The organism is Sphingomonas sp., assembly GCF_035490575.1.
In the GTDB taxonomy this organism is placed as follows: Bacteria; Pseudomonadota; Alphaproteobacteria; order Sphingomonadales; family Sphingomonadaceae; genus Sphingomonas.
This window is the reverse complement of record NZ_DATJLI010000169.1, coordinates 13,118-27,528: the sequence shown is the minus strand read 5'-3', so window position 1 is coordinate 27,528 and position 14,411 is coordinate 13,118. Positions and strand designations below refer to the sequence as shown.

Annotated in this window: 14 protein-coding genes and 1 tRNA gene; 7 read left to right on the top strand and 8 right to left on the bottom strand. The window is 66.4% G+C overall.

All coding sequences use genetic code 11. From position 1 onward, the window contains the following. Positions 1–298 precede the first annotated feature (298 nt). Together VL973_RS12945 and VL973_RS12940 are read right to left on the bottom strand one after the other, a co-directional pair. The gene (locus VL973_RS12945) at positions 299–1,285 is read right to left on the bottom strand and encodes an autotransporter outer membrane beta-barrel domain-containing protein (RefSeq protein ID WP_325284440.1); all 987 of its coding nucleotides are present in this window, start codon (positions 1,283–1,285) and stop codon (positions 299–301) included. 306 nt (positions 1,286–1,591) lie between these two features. Continuing rightward, a tRNA-Glu gene (locus tag VL973_RS12940) sits at positions 1,592–1,666 on the bottom strand. Positions 1,667–1,745: 79 nt separating this feature from the next. On the opposite strand from VL973_RS12940, the gene VL973_RS12935 reads away from it, so the two are divergent. After that, a complete protein-coding gene (locus VL973_RS12935) occupies positions 1,746–2,846 on the top strand; it encodes a mechanosensitive ion channel family protein (RefSeq protein WP_325284439.1) in 1,101 nt (366 codons plus the stop codon). On the opposite strand, the gene VL973_RS12930 is transcribed toward VL973_RS12935, so the two are convergent. The 3 genes from VL973_RS12930 to VL973_RS12920 are packed head-to-tail and all read right to left on the bottom strand — an operon-like array spanning position 2,832 to position 6,098. Further along, positions 2,832–4,637, bottom strand: coding sequence for a DUF885 domain-containing protein (locus VL973_RS12930; RefSeq protein WP_325284438.1), 1,806 nt, complete (start codon positions 4,635–4,637; stop codon positions 2,832–2,834). The two genes, VL973_RS12935 and VL973_RS12930, sit on opposite strands and share 15 nt — an antisense overlap. Positions 4,638–4,642: 5 nt before the next feature. Continuing rightward, positions 4,643–5,107 carry an NfeD family protein gene (locus VL973_RS12925; RefSeq protein WP_325284437.1) on the bottom strand — a complete coding sequence of 155 codons (465 nt, stop codon included), beginning with the start codon at positions 5,105–5,107 and terminating at the stop codon, positions 4,643–4,645. Position 5,108: 1 nt separating this feature from the next. Further along, positions 5,109–6,098 (bottom strand): SPFH domain-containing protein, encoded by a 990-nt coding sequence (locus VL973_RS12920; RefSeq protein ID WP_325284436.1) that lies wholly within the window; start codon positions 6,096–6,098, stop codon positions 5,109–5,111. Between the two features lie 91 nt (positions 6,099–6,189). Here VL973_RS12920 and VL973_RS12915 point away from each other — a divergent pair, with 91 nt between their 5' ends. The 6 genes from VL973_RS12915 to VL973_RS12890 all read left to right on the top strand — a co-directional run bounded on the left by VL973_RS12915 (position 6,190) and on the right by VL973_RS12890 (position 11,170). Further along, complete coding sequence (locus VL973_RS12915) at positions 6,190–7,005, top strand: HpcH/HpaI aldolase/citrate lyase family protein (protein WP_325284435.1); 816 nt, start codon at positions 6,190–6,192, stop codon at positions 7,003–7,005. A 68-nt stretch (positions 7,006–7,073) separates the two neighbouring features. After that, positions 7,074–8,531, top strand: a complete 1,458-nt coding sequence (gene guaB / locus VL973_RS12910; protein ID WP_325284434.1) for an IMP dehydrogenase — start codon at positions 7,074–7,076, stop codon at positions 8,529–8,531. Beyond that, on the top strand, positions 8,531–8,668 hold the full coding sequence (locus VL973_RS12905; protein WP_325284433.1) for a hypothetical protein: 138 nt from the start codon (positions 8,531–8,533) through the stop codon (positions 8,666–8,668). Before guaB ends, VL973_RS12905 begins: the two co-directional genes overlap by 1 nt. After that, positions 8,665–9,837: an RsmB/NOP family class I SAM-dependent RNA methyltransferase gene (locus VL973_RS12900; RefSeq protein ID WP_325284432.1), complete on the top strand. Its 1,173-nt coding sequence runs from the start codon at positions 8,665–8,667 to the stop codon at positions 9,835–9,837. Before VL973_RS12905 ends, VL973_RS12900 begins: the two co-directional genes overlap by 4 nt. A 31-nt stretch (positions 9,838–9,868) precedes the next feature. After that, positions 9,869–10,390, top strand: a complete 522-nt coding sequence (locus tag VL973_RS12895) for a tetratricopeptide repeat protein (protein ID WP_325284431.1) — start codon at positions 9,869–9,871, stop codon at positions 10,388–10,390. A 126-nt stretch (positions 10,391–10,516) separates the two neighbouring features. After that, positions 10,517–11,170: a hypothetical protein gene (locus tag VL973_RS12890; protein ID WP_325284430.1), complete on the top strand. Its 654-nt coding sequence runs from the start codon at positions 10,517–10,519 to the stop codon at positions 11,168–11,170. Between the two features lie 94 nt (positions 11,171–11,264). On the opposite strand, the gene rsmA is transcribed toward VL973_RS12890, so the two are convergent. The 3 genes from rsmA to VL973_RS12875 are packed head-to-tail and all read right to left on the bottom strand — an operon-like array spanning position 11,265 to position 14,402. Continuing rightward, complete coding sequence (gene rsmA, locus VL973_RS12885) at positions 11,265–12,089, bottom strand: 16S rRNA (adenine(1518)-N(6)/adenine(1519)-N(6))-dimethyltransferase RsmA (RefSeq protein WP_325284429.1); 825 nt, start codon at positions 12,087–12,089, stop codon at positions 11,265–11,267. Beyond that, a complete protein-coding gene (gene pdxA / locus VL973_RS12880; protein ID WP_325284442.1) occupies positions 12,086–13,102 on the bottom strand; it encodes a 4-hydroxythreonine-4-phosphate dehydrogenase PdxA in 1,017 nt (338 codons plus the stop codon). Before pdxA ends, rsmA begins: the two co-directional genes overlap by 4 nt. Before the next feature lies 1 nt (position 13,103). Further along, positions 13,104–14,402: a peptidylprolyl isomerase gene (locus tag VL973_RS12875; protein ID WP_325284428.1), complete on the bottom strand. Its 1,299-nt coding sequence runs from the start codon at positions 14,400–14,402 to the stop codon at positions 13,104–13,106. Positions 14,403–14,411: the final 9 nt, after the last annotated feature.

Here is a 14,411-nt window from a genome sequence, read left to right as displayed (position 1 = left end):
AAATCCGTGAGACCGGTAGGCACGTTAGCCCCTGCGCAGACCGAGTTTCTAAAGTCCGCTATTAGTTAACGGAAGCAAAGGTCTTTCGTTTGTTCATGTGCGATCGTGCGATCCGGGCTGCTTGCCGAAGCGTTCGACCCTATGTCCATCGCATGGCGACGAACTCAGCAGTCCCACCCTTGGGCTGCAACCGGGGTGACCGGCCGATCTGGCCAACCACAGGCTAACCGATCACACCAGTTGCTAAATCCTTTCTTCAAAAGAAGGTCGCACAAGAGCGCCGATCTCGCGCCACACGTCAAAAGCGCATCCGCACGCCCGCCGACACCGTTTCCTGATGGTCATCGCGGCCCGTCTGCGATGCAGCGGTAGCGAAGATGCCTAGCGTCTCGGTCAGGCGACAGTCGATACCGGCGGCAACCGTCCCGACAAGCGATGCCCGCTGCGCTCCGACCGCGACGAGGCCGAGGCCGGCGCCCGAATAGCCGGCGAGCGCGTCCGCGCGCCGGCCCTCGATCTGATAGCGAGCACCGAGCGACACGAACGGCCGGAACGCTGCGATCGAGGCGGCGCTGCGCCCGAAATGGATGCCCGTATCGGCGAAGCCCGCCACATGGCGATCACGCGCCACGGTTAGCGCAAACGGACTGCCGCCCGCTTCCTCAAGGTCGCCGCGGGTCGTGCGGACATAGGTCAGGCCCGCATGCGGACGCACGGCCAAGTCGGACATGACGTCGACGCCGTAGCTTACCGACACGTCGGTCACCCAGCTATCCAGATCGTAGCGGCCACGTGCATCGAACCCGCCGGCCAGGCTTCGTCCGGTCCGCGCCTTGCTGCCGGTATAGAAGATCGCGGCGTTGACCCCGAAACCGTTGTCGGCGGCAAAGCGCGCCTGGACGCCCGCGACGAAGCCCTCGGCCCGGGTCGCGGCGTCGAGGGTGTCGATCGACTGGCGATTGTTCAGATAGCCGCCGAAAGCGCCCGCGTTCCAGCGCTTGTCGCCAACGCCGATCCCGCCCAGAAAGCCATAGCTGCGGCTGTCCGGCGCCGATACGCCGCGCGCGGCATCGTCGCCCAGGCGGTTCCAGCCACCGATCACCGTCGCGAAGGTATAGGCGTGGACCTCCTCGCCGCTCGTCGCGAAGCTCGGCCCGCGCGCTGCGCCCGCCAGCATCAGTGCGTTGTCGACGCCGATCTGCGTTGCCGAGGCATAGGGCTCGGGCGTCAGCCGCGCGAATGCTTTCGGGTTCGAGTTGCCCTGCGCATCCAGCAGCGTCGGCACGGCGGCGAACAGGCGGCTGGTCGCCGGCTGCGCGACGAGCGCGGCGTTGGCGTAATCAGATGAGCTTTCGCGGAAACGGCAGCTATCCTATGCTCGCCACCCCAAACGGGACAGGCGGCTCACGGCCCAATAGCCGACCGAAATTGGCGGCGTGCTCAACCCGCATATTGGCGAGGGCGCAATTGCAGGCGCCAAGGCATACCACTGCGTTCCGTCAAAGCCGGGACTAATTGTGGGACGAAATGTGGAGGTGAATTCGGCCTCATCGTCGAAAGTGAGGGAAATCTGCCGATTTCCGCTTGACGATGGTGACCCCTGCGGGAATCGAACCCGCGTTTCAGCCGTGAGAGGGCCGCGTCCTAACCGCTAGACGAAGGGGCCGCATGTGCGGAACGCGCGCCGATACCGGGCGGTGCCGTGATCGTCAACCCGCCGTGGCCTATGGAACCCATCGCGCCCCATGCGTTGTTCGCTTATGCAGCAAGCCTCATTTCTGGGTCAGCAAGTGCCCGCATTCGTGCTCGACATCGGCGTGGTCGCCGTGTCGGTCCTGATCGCCCTGATTGTGCATGGCGTGGGGATGCGGATCCTCGACCGGCTGGCGGCGCGGACGCCGGGGTCGAGCGACGATATCTTTGTCGATCATGCGCGCAAGCCGCTGCGCTGGATTGCGGTGGCGATCGCGCTGGCGACGGTGCGGCGTTTTCTCGACCTGTCGGACACCGCCGATGCGGTGTGGACACAGGCCGCCGGGCTGATCGTGCCGCTGCTGGTCGGCTGGCTGGCGATCGGCGTCATTCGGGCAACGGGCAAGTCGATCGAACTGGATGCCGATATCAGCGTCGCCGACAATCTGCGCGCACGCCGGCGGCGGACGCGCAGCGCCATATTGGTGCGGATCGCGGTATTCGGGGTCGGCTTTATCACCATCTGTCTAATGCTGCTCAGCATTCCCAGTATCCGCGCTGTCGGCGTGACGCTGATGGCATCCGCTGGTCTGGCGGGCCTGGCGGCCGGCGCCGCCGCTCAGCCGCTGCTGAAAAACCTGATCGCGGGCGTGCAGATGGCGTTCACCGAACCCATCCGACTGGACGATGTGGTGATCGTCGAGGGGGAGTGGGGACGGATCGAGGAAATCCGCCTGACCTATGTCGTCGTCGCCATCTGGGACGAGCGGCGGCTGGTGGTGCCGGTGTCGCAATTCCTTGAAAAACCGTTCCAGAACTGGACGCGCAATACCAGCCAGTTGCTGGGTTCGGTGTTCCTGATGCTCGATCCCGCCGCCGATATCGACCGGCTCCGCGCCCATGCCGAAGGCGTGGTGAAGAGCAATTCGCGCTGGGACGGCCGCGCGTTCGTCCTGCAAGTCACCGATACCAGGCCCGATGCGATCGAGGTGCGGATTCTTGCCACCGCGCGCGATGCGGGGCAGGCGTTCGATCTGCGTTGCGATGTGCGCGAAGCGATGCTGGCTTATATCCGCGCCGAAATGCCCGAAGCGCTGCCGCGCCGGCGCGTCGCGATGGACATGCCGGCGGGCGCGGCATCAGGTGCGGCGTGACGCTTCCCAGCGTGTGACATTGCCCTCCAGCACGGTCAGCGGCACGCCGCCGCCGCCCACCACCAGATCGTTATAGCCACGGAAGTCATAGCGGTCGCCCAGCCGCTGCTGCGCGCGGGCGCGCAGGCGGTTGATCTCGCTGTGGCCGACCTTGTACCCGCACGCCTGGCCCGGCCAGGCGCAGTAACGATCGACCTCGCTCGTCACTTCCTCGATGCCTGAACCGTTGGTTTCGGCGAACCACTGGATCGCCTGTTCGCGCGTCCAGCGCTTGGCGTGCAGGCCGGTATCGACCACCAGCCGGCACGCGCGGAAGGCGATGGACTGGAGATAGCCCAGTCGTCCGACGAGATCGTCGTCATACACGCCCAGTTCGCCCGCCAGTTGCTCGGCATAAAGCGCCCAGCCTTCGGAAAAGGCGTTAAACCCCATCAACGTGCGGATCAGCGGCAGTTTATGGGCATATTCGCCCTGCCACACATGGCCGGGAATCGATTCGTGATAGGTCAGCGTCGGCAGGCTGTATTTGGTATGCAGGTCAGTGGTGCGAAGGTTGATCCAGAACCGCCCCGGCACGCTGCCGTCGATTGACCCCGCGCCGCCATAGGCGCCCGGCGCGCCGATTTCCTCCGCCGGGGAAATGCGGCGCACCTCGACCCGGCCATCGACCAGCGTGCCGAATGCGCGGGGCAGGCGGGCGCGGATGTCGGTCAGCCGGTCCTGGATCATCGCCATGATCTGTGCCCGGCCGGTATCATTGTCGGGAAAGGTGTAGCGCGGGTCTTTTCCCAGCGCGATCATCCGCGCGCCGACGCTGCCCTGCGTATAACCGAGCGATTTCAAGATCGTGTCCATTTCCGCCTGAAGCCGCGCCAGTTCGTCGCGGCCCATCTGGTGAACCTCGTCCGGCGTCATGCGCGTGGTGGTCGATGCGCGCAGCGTCCAGGCGTAATAGGCATCGCCGTCCCTGAACTTCCAAACGCCCGCATCGGGGGTCGCGACGCGGGCATGCTGCTCCAGTTCGGCAATCTGGCGCTCCAGCGCGGGCGCGACGCGGCTGGCGGCGATCTTTTCGGCGCGCGCGGCCCAGTCGCCGGGAATCTTGCCCGTTCGCCCGGCAAGCGAGGTGACGACCAGCCAGTCCCTTGGCGCGCCTTCGCTCGACAGGCGGATGCTTTTCAGCGTCTTGTCCATCAGCACGGTCGAGGCGACGATGCCGCGACCCCGTGCATCGCGCAGGCGGCCGGTTTCGCCGTCGACCAGATCGGCAAAGGCATCCAGTCGCGCCAGATACGCGTCGGCGTCGGCGGCGCTTTCGACCTTGTGCGTGGCATCCAGAAACTTGGGCACGTCGAGATAGGCGCCCATATTCTGCGCGACGACATAGGGACCGTTGCGCCAGCCGCCGATCTCAACCGCACCATAAGGAAAGGCGAAGCCGTCGCGCGCGGTGGCGTATGCGGTGCGCGCGACCTCGACATCGACGCGCGATTCCGCGTCGGGCTTCAGCGTGTCGAGCCGGGCAAGCGCGGCGCGCACCCAGGCCGCTTCCTTGTCGCGGCCAGCCTCCGACCGATCGGTCATTTGCGATTTGAGCGCGGCCCGCGCCCCGCTGTCGATGCCGAGGCCGGTCGCGCTTTCGGGCGACAGACGCAGATAGGATTCGGCGATGGCGCCGAGCGCGGGACCGGCATTGCCGCGCGCCGGCGCCTGCCGCGCCTGTGCGGGCAGGGCGGCAAGGGCGAAACCGGAACCGGCGGCATTCAACAGGTCACGACGCGAAAACGACATTCAGTTCACTCCGAAACGGGGGGAAGGTTGAGCGGCTCGACGATCAGGGTCAGTCCGTCGAGCGCGGTCACACGGGCGCGCGTGCCGATGGGCATGTCGGGACCATGTGCGGGCCATTCGCCGTCGCCCAGGCGAACGCGTCCCGTGCCGCCGTCAAAGTCGGTGACGGCCACGACGGTCGCGCCGACGATGCGCGCGGCACGATCGTTGAGCATCGGATCGCTGCTGACGATCGCATCGCCGCCATACCAGCGCCGCCCGATGGCGACCGACACCGCCGACCAGACGGCAAAGCTGCCCAATTGTCCGCCCAGGCCAAGGTCGGGAAACAACAGGGTGAAGACGCCCGTGATCGCCGCCGCCACCGCCAGAAACACCAGGAACACACCGGGCACCGCCAGCTCGATCCCCGCCAGCATCGCAGCGGCGAACAGCCAGAGCGCGCCGGGTTCGGCCAGCCAGTCGAGCAAATCAGCCCTCCCGCACGATCGGAACGCCGGGTGTCCCCGGTGGCGACACGCCGGGCTTCGCCGGGGGCGGCGTGTCGTTCCTGCCCAACGCTTCCCTGGCCAGTTCGCCGATGCCGCCCAGCGTGCCGATCAACTGCGTCGCCTCGACCGGGAACAGCACCGTCTTGGCATTGGGACTGGTGGCGAATTTGCCGATCGCCTCGACATATTTCTGCGCGATGAAATAATTGATGGCCTGTCCCGACCCCTGCTCGATCGCCTCGCTGACCAAGGCGGTCGCCTTTGCCTCCGCCTCCGCGGCGCGTTCGCGGGCTTCGGAATCGCGGAACGCCGACTCGCGGCGACCCTCTGCTTCCAGGATTCGGGCCTGCTTCTGCCCTTCGGCGCGCAGGATCTCGCTGGCGCGGCTGCCCTCTGCCTCCAGGATGTTGGCGCGCTTCTCCCGCTCGGCCTTCATCTGGCGCGCCATGGCGTTGACGATGTCCTGCGGCGGGCGGATGTCCTTGATCTCGACACGCGTGATCTTGACGCCCCAGGGCGTCGTGGCATGATCGACGGTGTTCAGCAGCCGCGCATTGATCTCGTCGCGCTTCGACAGCGTTTCATCGAGGTCCATCGACCCCATGACGGTGCGAAGATTGGTGGTGACCAGGTTGAGCAGCGCGTTGTTCAGGTCGCTGACTTCATACGCCGCCTTGGGCGCGTCGAGCACCTGGAAGAACACGACCCCGTCGGTCGAGATCATCGCATTGTCCTTGGTGATGATTTCCTGACCCGGAATGTCGATCAACTGCTCCATCATGTTCACGCGGCGGCCCACGCGATAGAAAAAGGCGGGATAGAAGTTGAAGCCCGGCCGCGCGACGGTGGTGAAGCGGCCGAAATGTTCGATCGTGTGGTGGTGGCCCTGTCGCACGATCTTGATGCTGGCGAACAGGTAAAACAGCACCAGCAAGACCAAGATGCCCAATATGCCGATCAGTCCGTCCATCGTGCGATCCTCCCGTTTTCCCATCCTAACCGGGCGGGCCGGGAAGTCGAGATGGTGGCGCGCGAAACCAGTCGGCGTTAGGGTCGCGGGCATGAGCACCGCGCACCGCCAACCGCCCCGAACCGCCCTGTTCCTGCCCGCCGCGAATGCGCGCGCGATCGAAAAGGCACGGGGGCTGGCGGTCGACATGGTGGTCCTCGACCTGGAGGATTCGGTGCGCGATGACGACAAGAACCGCGCGCGGGCGGCGGCGGTGGCGGCGGCCGCCACAGGGTTCGGCCACCGGTTGGTTGCGATCCGCGTGAACGGGGAGGATCACGGTTGTCACGAAGATGACGTGGCGGCAGTGGCGGTGTCGGCGGCCGATTTCATCGTCGTGCCCAAGGTGGAAACCGTGGAACTGGCCGAGCGCGTCGCCGGGGCGGGCAAGCCGTTGCTGGCGATGATCGAAACCCCTTTGGGTGTGTTGAACGCTGCCGCCATTGCGCGCGTCGATGGGGTCGAGGGGCTGGTTGCGGGCGTCAACGACCTGCGCGCCACATTGGGCATTCCCGATGGCGACAGCCGCGCCGGGCTGACCACCGCCTTGCAGATGATCGTGCTGGCGGCGCGCGCGGGCGGGGGCTGGGCGCTGGACGGTGTGTTCAACGCGCTGGATGATGATGATGCGCTGGCGGCCGAATGCCGTGAGGGGCGAGCGATGGGGTTCGATGGCAAGACGCTGATCCACCCCAATCAGATCGCCGTCGCCACGCGCGCCTTCGCTCCCGGTGAACGCGAAATCGCCCACGCGCTCGCCCTGATCGAGGCAGCGACCGGCGGGGCCGAGCGCTTTGGCGGGCGGATGATCGAGACGATGCACGTCGAACAGGCACGCGCGCTGCTGGCGCGTGCCGGTCGGGACTAGCGCACCCGGCCATGCGCGGTTAGATGGGCCGCCAATCCTCGACTCGAACCCTATGGATGCGGCGCCCCATGGACATACCCCTCGGCCTGACCTTTGACGACGTGCTCCTCTATCCGGCGGAGTCGGACGTCCTGCCGAGCATGGCGGACACGCGGACACAGGTGACGCGCAGCCTCAGCCTGAATATCCCGTTCCTGTCATCGGCGATGGACACCGTGACGGAGGCCGACATGGCGATCGTCATGGCGCAGATGGGCGGCATCGGCGTGCTGCACCGCAATCTCCAGATCGAGGAACAGGTCGCCGCCGTGCGGCAGGTCAAGCGGTTCGAAAGCGGCATGGTGGTGAACCCGATCACCATCACGCCCGACGCGCCGCTGGCAGAGGCGCAGGCGCTGATGCAGCGTCACCGCATCAGCGGCATTCCGGTGGTCGAGGCATCGGGACGGCTGGTCGGCATCCTGACCAATCGCGACGTGCGCTTTGCCGGCAACCCCGAACAGCCGGTGTCCGAATTGATGACCCGCGACAATCTGGCGACGGTCAGCGCGGGCGTGACGCAGGAGGAAGCGCGGCGGCTGCTGCACCAGCGGCGCATCGAAAAGCTGCTGGTCGTGGACGACAATTACGCCTGTGTCGGCCTGATTACCGTCAAGGACATCGAGAAAGCGGTGCTGTATCCCGAAGCGACCAAGGACGCCGCCGGGCGCCTGTGCGTTGCGGCCGCCACGACCGTGGGCGACAAGGGGTTCGAACGGACCGAGGCACTGGTCGACGCCGAATGCGACCTGATCGTCATCGACACCGCGCACGGTCACAACAACGAAGTGGCGCGTGCGGTCGAGCGGGTGAAGAAACTGTCGAACTCGGTTCAGGTCATCGCCGGAAACGTCGCCACGGGCGATGCGACGCGGGCATTGATCGACGCGGGCGCGGACGGGATCAAGGTCGGCATCGGGCCGGGTTCGATCTGCACCACGCGCGTGGTTGCGGGCGTGGGTGTGCCCCAGTTGACTGCGGTGATGGACGCGGCGCGCGAAGGCGCGAAGTCGGGCGTGCCGATCATCGCCGATGGCGGCATCCGTACATCGGGCGACGTGGCCAAGGCACTGGCGGCGGGCGCATCCAGCGTGATGATTGGATCGCTGCTGGCCGGGACCGAGGAAGCGCCGGGCGAGACGTTCCTGTATCAAGGGCGCGCCTATAAATCCTATCGCGGCATGGGTTCGGTCGGCGCGATGGCGCGGGGTTCCGCCGACCGCTATTTCCAGCAGGACATCAAGGACCAGATGAAGCTGGTGCCCGAGGGGATTGAGGGGCAGGTGCCGTTCAAGGGACCGGCGCGCGACGTGATCCACCAACTGGTCGGCGGGGTAAAGGCGGCAATGGGCTATACCGGCAGCCGCACGCTCCCCGAACTGCGGACACGCGCCCGTTTCGTGCGGATCACCGGCGCGGGCCTGCGCGAAAGCCATGTCCACGACGTGACGATCACGCGCGAGGCGCCGAATTATCCGACGCGCTGATGACCGATCAGCAAAAGGTCCTGCTGATCGTCGCGATTGCGGGACTTTACGTGTTCCTGCGCGCGCGCTGGGTGAAACGCAAATGGATGATCGCGCAGACCCGGCTGGCCGAACGCGACCGGACGCCTGACGAATGACGCCCGGCGCGCGCGTTCAATCGAGCATCGAGATCCTCGATCTCGTCATCGCGGCAGCGCGCGGGGGCGGGGCGGCGGCGGACACGATTCTGGCGCGCTGGTTCGGCGCGCACCGTTTTGCCGGGTCGAAGGACCGACGCGCGATTCGCGAGCATGTCTATGCCGCGATCCGTCTGTGCGGTGAAGTGCCCGCCAGCGGCCGCGCGGCGATGGTGGCGGTGGCGGCGACTGATCCGGCGGTGGCGGCGGGGTTCGACGGTTCGCCTTATGGTCCCCCGCCGATCGGTGCGGGTGAAGCGCCCGCGACGCCGGGCGTTGCGCCCGCATGGCTGGCCGATGCACTGGCGGCGTCGGGCATCGACGCGGCGGCACAGGCGGCGTTGCTGGCGCGCGCGCCGCTGGACATCCGTATCAACCGCCTGCGTGGCGGCGACATCGCCATCGACAATGCCGTGCCGATCGGCGGCCTGCCCGATGCGCTGCGCCTGCCGTCCGATACGAATGTCGAGCAACTGCCCGCCTTTGCCCTTGGCGCGATCGAGGTTCAGGATGCCGGCAGCCAGTTCGTCGCGCTCGCCTGCGCCGCGATGCCGGGGGAGCGGGTGGTCGACCTGTGCGCCGGGGCGGGGGGCAAGACGCTGGCGCTGGCCGCCGCGATGGCGAATGACGGCGCGATCCTTGCCACCGATACCGACCGCACGCGGCTCCAGCGGCTGTTGCCGCGCGCCGAACGGGCCGGAGTGACGATTGCCGAGACGCGCCTCCTCAATCCGGGGCGCGAGGCCGAGCTGCTGGAGGACTGGCATAGCGCCGCCGATCTGGTGTTGGTCGATGCGCCCTGTTCGGGGACCGGCACCTGGCGCCGCAATCCCGAGGCACGCTGGCGGCTGACGCCCGACCGGCTGGCGCGGCTGACGGCGACGCAGGCGCGGCTGCTGGACCTAGCCGCCACGCTGGTGCGGCCCGGCGGGCGGCTGGTGCATGTCGTGTGCTCGCTGCTGGATGCCGAAGGGCGCGATCAGGCCGAGGCGTTTCTGGCCCGCCATCCCGAATGGCGTGGCGGACAGCTCAATCTGCCGGTCGGGACCGCGCATGGCCTTGGAATCCGGCTCGATCCGGCCCATCATGATACCGACGGCTTTTTCGTCGCGATGATGACCAGGCCGTGATAGCGATATGAACGTGGTTTCGGAGAGCATCATGCGGTTCACCAGCGTATCGGCGGCGCTTGCACTGGCGGCGGTCAGCATTTCGACCTCGCTGCACGGCCAGCGGCCCGACGACCAGATCGATCCCCGGTCGGTCGCGCTGGTTGAAAAGGCCAGGGCCGCGCGCGCGGCCGGTAATCTGTCGGGCGCGAACGACCTGCTCGAAAGCGCCGTCGTCGTCGACCCGCGCAACCGTCAGGCCTTCGTCCTGATCGCGGAAGTGGCGCGGCAGCAGGATCTGCCCGGCAAGTCGATCCGCTTCTATCGCGAAGCGCTGACCATCGAGCCGAACGACGTCGCAGCACTTCGCGGGCAGGGCGAAGTGCTGGTGCAAAAGGGCGCGGTCGTGAAGGCGCGCGAGAACTTGGCCAAGATCAAGACACTGTGCGCCGCCAAGCCATGCGGCGACGCCACCGTGCTGGCCGCCGCCATCGCCAAGGGCCCGCCCGTGACGGCAACGGCGCAGGCAACGGTGACGCCGCCATCTCCGACGACGCCTGCTGCGAAGAACTAGGGTGTAAGGCTATAGGCGGCAGCCGGGACATGCAGCGGTTTGCAGCCCACACGACCGGCATAAAGTGGAAAGGGCTGAGCCGGGTTTTGGCTGGTGCAAGCTGCTTGGTCGCTATAGTTTGCTTGAATGACTAAGGTTCGGGCTACGGACGAGCAGCCGCGTATTCGCGCCAAAATCACGAACAACTGGATGGACTACCCTCACAACGATCTGTCGAGCGCAGCTTGGTATTTTCTACAGCGCATCAACAAGGCGTTCGCAGAAAGCGAGCGGGCTGATCGCATTTTCCCAGACATGATAGCCTGCGTGACAATGATGGCGTTTGCCCTTGAGGGCTACGTGAATTTTATTGGCGCAAAGCTGCTCGATGGGAAACCCGACGAATGGAGGAAATTCGAGGGGGCCAAGGTCCGAGACAAGATTAAGGCAATCCGCCGTTTGACAGGCTTGCAGATCGATTGGAACAAGCGGCCATATTCAACGACAACGAAGCTGATCGATCTCCGCAACATCCTCGCGCATCCTAAAGCGCATAGAGCAGAACCCAGCGAGTGGCTTGCTGAGGGCACGGACAGCGACTTCAAGAGGATGCTCCGAGACTACGAACCTGCGTGGGTGAAGATCATCAATCAGACATTTGTAGATGAGGCATATGCTGACGTTGAGGCAATCTGGAAAAGCCTGCTAGCGGCCGCAAAGATCGAAGAACATGAGGCATGGAGCGGCGGTTCGCAGGGTTTCGAACTGATCGACTGCCTCCCGCCCGATCAACCTGTTTGAACGGATAGCCGCTTTTGGCAGGCAGTAGTCGAGCCGGAAGGCATGGTAATCGGGCGTCCAGCCAACCCGCCGCCCTCGCAAATCTACCCCACAATCACCCCACCGCCCGCGCCAGCGCGCAGAACTCCGCCACGCTGACCGTTTCCGCGCGGCGTGTCAGGTCGATGCCGATGGCTTCGGCGGCTTCCACCGCGCCGGGCATGGCTTTCAGGCTGGTGCGGAGCATCTTGCGGCGCTGGCCGAATGCTGCCGCCGTCAGTCGTTCCAGCGTGGCCAGCCGCACGCCACCGGGTGCTTCGCCGGGCACGACATGCACCACCGCCGACATGACCTTGGGCGGCGGGGTGAAGGCGGAGCGGTGGACGGGCATCGCGATGCGCGGGGTCGAGCGCCACTGCGCCAGCACCGCCAGCCGGCCATAGGCGTCGCTGTCCGCCGCCGCGACGATGCGGTCGGCAACCTCGCGCTGGAACATCAGCGTCAGGCTTTGCCACCACGGTGCCCAGGGCGTGCTGAGCCAGCCGACGAACAATTCGGTGCCGACGTTGTAGGGCAGGTTGGCGACAACATGCGGCGCGCCGTCGAACAGCGTCTTGTGGTCGACGGCCAGCGCATCGCCCTCGATCACGCGCAACTGCCCCGGATAGGCATCGCCGAGTTCGGCAAGCGCCGGGATGCAGCGCCGGTCGCGCTCGATCGCGGTTACGCGCGCCCCCGCCGCCAGAAGCGCGCGGGTCAGGCCGCCCGGACCTGGGCCAACCTCCAGCACTTCGGCATCGGTCAGGTCGCCGGGGATGCGCGCGATCCGGTCGAGCAATTGCCCGTCGAACAGGAAGTTCTGCCCCAGCGCCTTGCTGGCGGTCAGGCCGTGCGTGCGAATGACGTCCCGAAGCGGCGGCAGCGCGGCGGCGGCGCTCATGCGGGATCGCAAAGCATACGGCGGATCGCCGCCTGCCACGCCATGCGGATCGCGGCGATCATCGCGCCGGGTTCGGCGACGTTGGTTCCCGCGATCGGGAACGCGGTGCCATGGTCAGGCGAGGTCCGCACCACCGGCAACCCCAGCGTCATGTTGACGCCTTCGTCGAAATGCAGCGTCTTGAGCGGGATCAGCGCCTGATCGTGATAGCAGCAGATCGCCGCGTCATAGGCGGCGCGGGCGCGGGCGTGAAACATGGTGTCGGCCGCCATCGGCCCGACCGCGTCGATACCCTCGTCTCGCAGCATCGCGATGGCGGGTTCCAGAATGTCGATTTCCTCATGCCCCAGCGCACCGCCTTCGCCGGCATGGGGATTCAGCCCGGCAAAGGCCAGGCGCGGGCGCTCGATCCCGAAATTGCGTTTCAGCCCGCGCGCGGTCACGCGTGCCTTGGCCAGCACCAGGTCGATGGTCAGCAGCCCGCGAACGTCCGACAAGGGCACATGCGTGGTGATCGGCACCACGCGCAAGGTCGGCCCGGCGAGCATCATGACGGTGTTTTCATGCGCGACGCCGCAGCGGTCGGACACGAACTCGGTCTGGCCGGGATGGCTGAACCCGATCGAATAAAGCTGTGCCTTGGACACCGGCCCCGTGACGAGGCCACAGGCAGCCCCCGCCTGGGTCAGGCTGACCGCCAGTTCCAGGCTCTGCATGGCACAGCGCGCGCCATCGACATCGGGGCGGCCGGGCGTGATCTCACCCGCGTCGGAAACCGCAAAGACGGGCAGGGCGTGGGGAAAGGCGGCGGAGGCTTCGTCGGGCGTGCCGATCCGCGCGACCGGGCCGTGCCAGACACGCTCGATCGCGCGCTGGTCCCCGATCGCGAAGAACGGCGGCAGCGCGTGAACGTCGCGCGCGGCCCATGCCTTGGCGATGATCTCCGGCCCGATCCCCGCGGGGTCGCCCATCGAAACGGCGAGGGGGCGGGTATCGGCGCCGCCCATTGCCATGTCAGCGATACTCGACAATCGCGTCGCGACGCAGATCGCGCAACATGCGCTGGGCGCGCAGGTTGACGCGTTCCTGCTCCAGCCCGGCCTGGATCTGTTCGGCCGAAGGCTGAGCCGCAGATTGCGGATCGTCGCGACCACACAGCACCAGCACGCGCACCCCCTCATCCGGCGAACCGAAGGGCGGTGTCGCTTCGCCGACCTGCAGGTTCAGCATGATTTCCTGCAACTGCGGTGGCAGATCGCGGATTTTGACCGAATCATTGTCGACCGTCTCGGCGCCGATCGACTGAGCGACCTGCTGCACATTGCCGCAACCCTGGATCGCCTGCGTCGCCTTGGCAAACTCGGCGGCGCGCTGCTGCAACTGGGTCTGGTTCAGGCCGGTGGGAAAGCGCAGCGACACCTGCCGCAGGCTGAGGCGCGCGTCACGCGGGTCGGCGCCCAGCACGGTGCGCTTGTCGACCAGATAGAGCAGCGAATAACCGCCCGGCACTTCGATCGGGCCGGCAATCTGACCGACCTGCATCGTGGCCGCGGCCTGCGCCAGCGGTTGCGGGATCATGGCGGGACGGACCCAGCCCAGATCGCCGCCGACCGACTTGGTGGTCGCTTCGGAAAAATTGCTGGCGAAATAATCGAACGGCTGACCTTCGCGCATCTTGGCGATCATCGTCTGCATCGCCTGCGTCACCGCCGCCTGTCGTTCCGGCGGGGCGGAGAGATAGATTTCGCGGAGGTTATATTCCTCGGTGCCCTTGGCGGCTTCCAGGCGGTCGATGATCGACTTCACCTCTTCCTCGCCGACATTGACATAGGGCTGGACCTGGCGCTGGAGCAGGCGCTGCCATGCCAGCTCGCCTTCGATCTGGCGCTTGAGCGAGCGTTCGGACGAGCCGATCTGGGTCAGGAAGGTGCGAAGCTGATCGGGGGTCCGTTCAAAATTTCGCGAAACGCGGCTGAAGCTCTGTTCGATTTCCTGCGGCGTGACGGTGATTTCGTTGGTCGCCGCTTCCTGGATCTGGAGCGTTTCGTCGATCAACTGGCGCAGCACCTGAAGACGAAGCTGATCGCGCTCCTCGTCGCCGACGGTCAGACCGCGCAGCCCGGTAATCATGTTCATGCGCTGATCGACGTCGGTGCCGGTGATGACCGAATCGTTCACGATCGCGGTCGGCTTGCGGATGTTGGGGTCGCGCTTGCCAAAGATCTGGAGATTTTCGGGCAGGTTGAGACCGGCCGCCGGCGTCTGCGCCTGATCGGGGACGGTCTGTGCGACCGCGAAACCGGCGATCGTCATGGCCGCGAG